Genomic DNA, 2,065 nt, shown 5'->3' with positions numbered 1-2,065 from the left:
CGGCTGGTCAATTGCTGCCGGCCGGAAGCAATCGCCGCGGCTTTGCCTGAACTGATCGGCCTCGGCGGCCCGGTCGGCGCCTACGCCAACGGTTTCACGTCAACCGAAGCGCTCAAGCACGGCGGCACCGTCGATGTGCTGCACGCCCGTCACGACCTTGGCCCGGATGCATATGCCGACCAGGCGATCGGCTGGGTCGAGGCTGGGGCAAGCATCGTTGGCGGCTGCTGCGAAGTCGGACCACCGCACATCGCCGCTCTGCGCGACCGGCTCGAACAGGCCGGCTACGAAATTTCGGGAGTTTTGCATGCCTAGACCATCATCGCGCATTTCCGGCATCGTGCCTTCGGGCAAGGACGGCTGGGAAGTCCATTTCGCCGCCTGGACGCGCAAGGAGGCCGGCGAAGACATCATCATGCTGTCGGTCGGTGACCATGATTTCGACACGCCTTCGCAGACGATCGAAGCCTGTGTAACCGCGGTTCGCGGCAGCAATCATCACTACACCCCGCTTCCCGGCCTGCCGCGCCTGCGCAAGGCGATGGCGGCGGCCTCGAGCGCCTGCACCGGCGTCGAGACGTCGCCGGATCAGGTGATCGCCACGCCGGGCGGCCAGGCCGCACTCTACGCGGCCGTGCAGGGCGTGCTCGACCAGGGCGACCACGCCATCGTCGTGGCGCCCTATTATGCCACCTATCCCAACACGTTCAGCGCCGCAGGCGCTGATTTCACCGTCGTCGAGACACCGGCCGAGGATGGCTTCCAGCCACGTGCCGACATGATCCGCGCGGCAATCCGGCCGAACACGCGCGCCATCCTGATCAACACGCCGAACAATCCGACAGGTGCGGTCTATTCGCGCGAGCGGCTGGAGCAACTGGCAGAAGTCTGCCGGGAGCACGACCTCTGGCTGCTGTCGGACGAAGTCTACTGGACGCTCGGCGGCGGCGAGCACGTCTCGCCGCGCTCGCTGCCAGGGATGGCCGAGCGCACGCTGGTCATCAATTCGATGTCCAAGAGCCACGGCATGACCGGCTGGCGCATGGGCTGGCTGACGGGACCGGAGGAGATGATCACGCTCATGATCAATCTCAATCTGGTGACGACCTACGGCCTGCCGGCCTTCATCTCGATCGCCTGTTCCGAGGCGCTGGAGAACCGTTACGGCGTCAAGGAGATCGCCGAACGTTACGCGGCACGCCGCACCGTCTTGCTCGACGCCGTGCGGGGCATGAACGACGTGACCGTGCGCGGTTCGGAGGGCGGCATGTATGTCATGCTCGACATCTCGGCCGTCGAACCGGACGACGAGAAATTCGCCTGGGCCCTGCTCGACAACGAAAAGGTTGGCGTGATGCCCGGCTCCAGCTTCGGCGAGGCGGCCGCCGGCCATATTCGCATCAGCCTCTGCCAGCCCGAGCCCGTGCTGCAGGAAGCTGCACTTCGTCTGCGCCGCTTTGCTTCCAGCTACCGTCGCGAGGCAGCATGACCGCCAAGGCAGTTCCCGCTAAAGCAAGAGCGGTCATCATCGGCGGCGGCGTTTCCGGCTGTTCGGTCGCCTATCACCTGGCCAAGCTCGGCTGGACCGATATCGTGCTTCTCGAACGCAAACAGCTGACGTCGGGCACGACATGGCACGCCGCCGGCCTGATCGGCCAGCTGCGCGGCTCGCAGAACATGACCCGGCTGGCGAAATATTCCGCCGACCTCTACGTCAAGCTGGAAGCCGAGACCGAGGTCGGCACCGGCATGCGCCAGGTCGGTTCGATCACCGTAGCGCTGACCGAGGAGCGCAAGCACGAGATCTACAGGCAAGCGTCGCTGGCGCGTGCCTTCGATGTCGATGTCCGCGAGATTTCGCCCAGGGAAGTCAGCGAGATGTACCCGCATCTCAATGTTTCCGATGTCGTCGGCGCCGTGCATCTGCCGCTCGACGGCCAGTGCGACCCCGCCAATATCGCCATGGCCCTGGCCAAGGGCGCCCGCCAGCGCGGCGCCACCATCGTCGAGAATGTCAAGGTCACCAAGGTCCATAGCAGGGCCGGCCGAGTCAGCGGCGTGTCCT

At 65.5% G+C, this 2,065-nt stretch carries 3 protein-coding genes; all 3 read left to right on the top strand.

The window, feature by feature from the left end:
* On the top strand, nt 1-315 hold a 315-nt coding region (locus EOB49_RS37715; RefSeq protein ID WP_245472756.1), incomplete at its 5' end, for a homocysteine S-methyltransferase family protein.
* Nucleotides 308-1,489 (top strand): pyridoxal phosphate-dependent aminotransferase, encoded by a 1,182-nt coding sequence (locus EOB49_RS18950; protein WP_127381887.1) that lies wholly within the window; start codon nt 308-310, stop codon nt 1,487-1,489. The genes EOB49_RS37715 and EOB49_RS18950, both read left to right, overlap by 8 nt.
* On the top strand, nt 1,486-2,065 hold a 580-nt coding region (locus EOB49_RS18945), incomplete at its 3' end, for an FAD-dependent oxidoreductase (protein WP_164781733.1). The genes EOB49_RS18950 and EOB49_RS18945, both read left to right, overlap by 4 nt.

This window comes from Mesorhizobium sp. M7A.F.Ca.MR.148.00.0.0 (genome assembly GCF_003997735.1).
Lineage (GTDB): Bacteria > Pseudomonadota > Alphaproteobacteria > Rhizobiales > Rhizobiaceae > Mesorhizobium.
The sequence above is the reverse complement of the archived record's forward strand: the minus strand, read 5'-3'. Positions and strand labels throughout refer to the sequence as shown.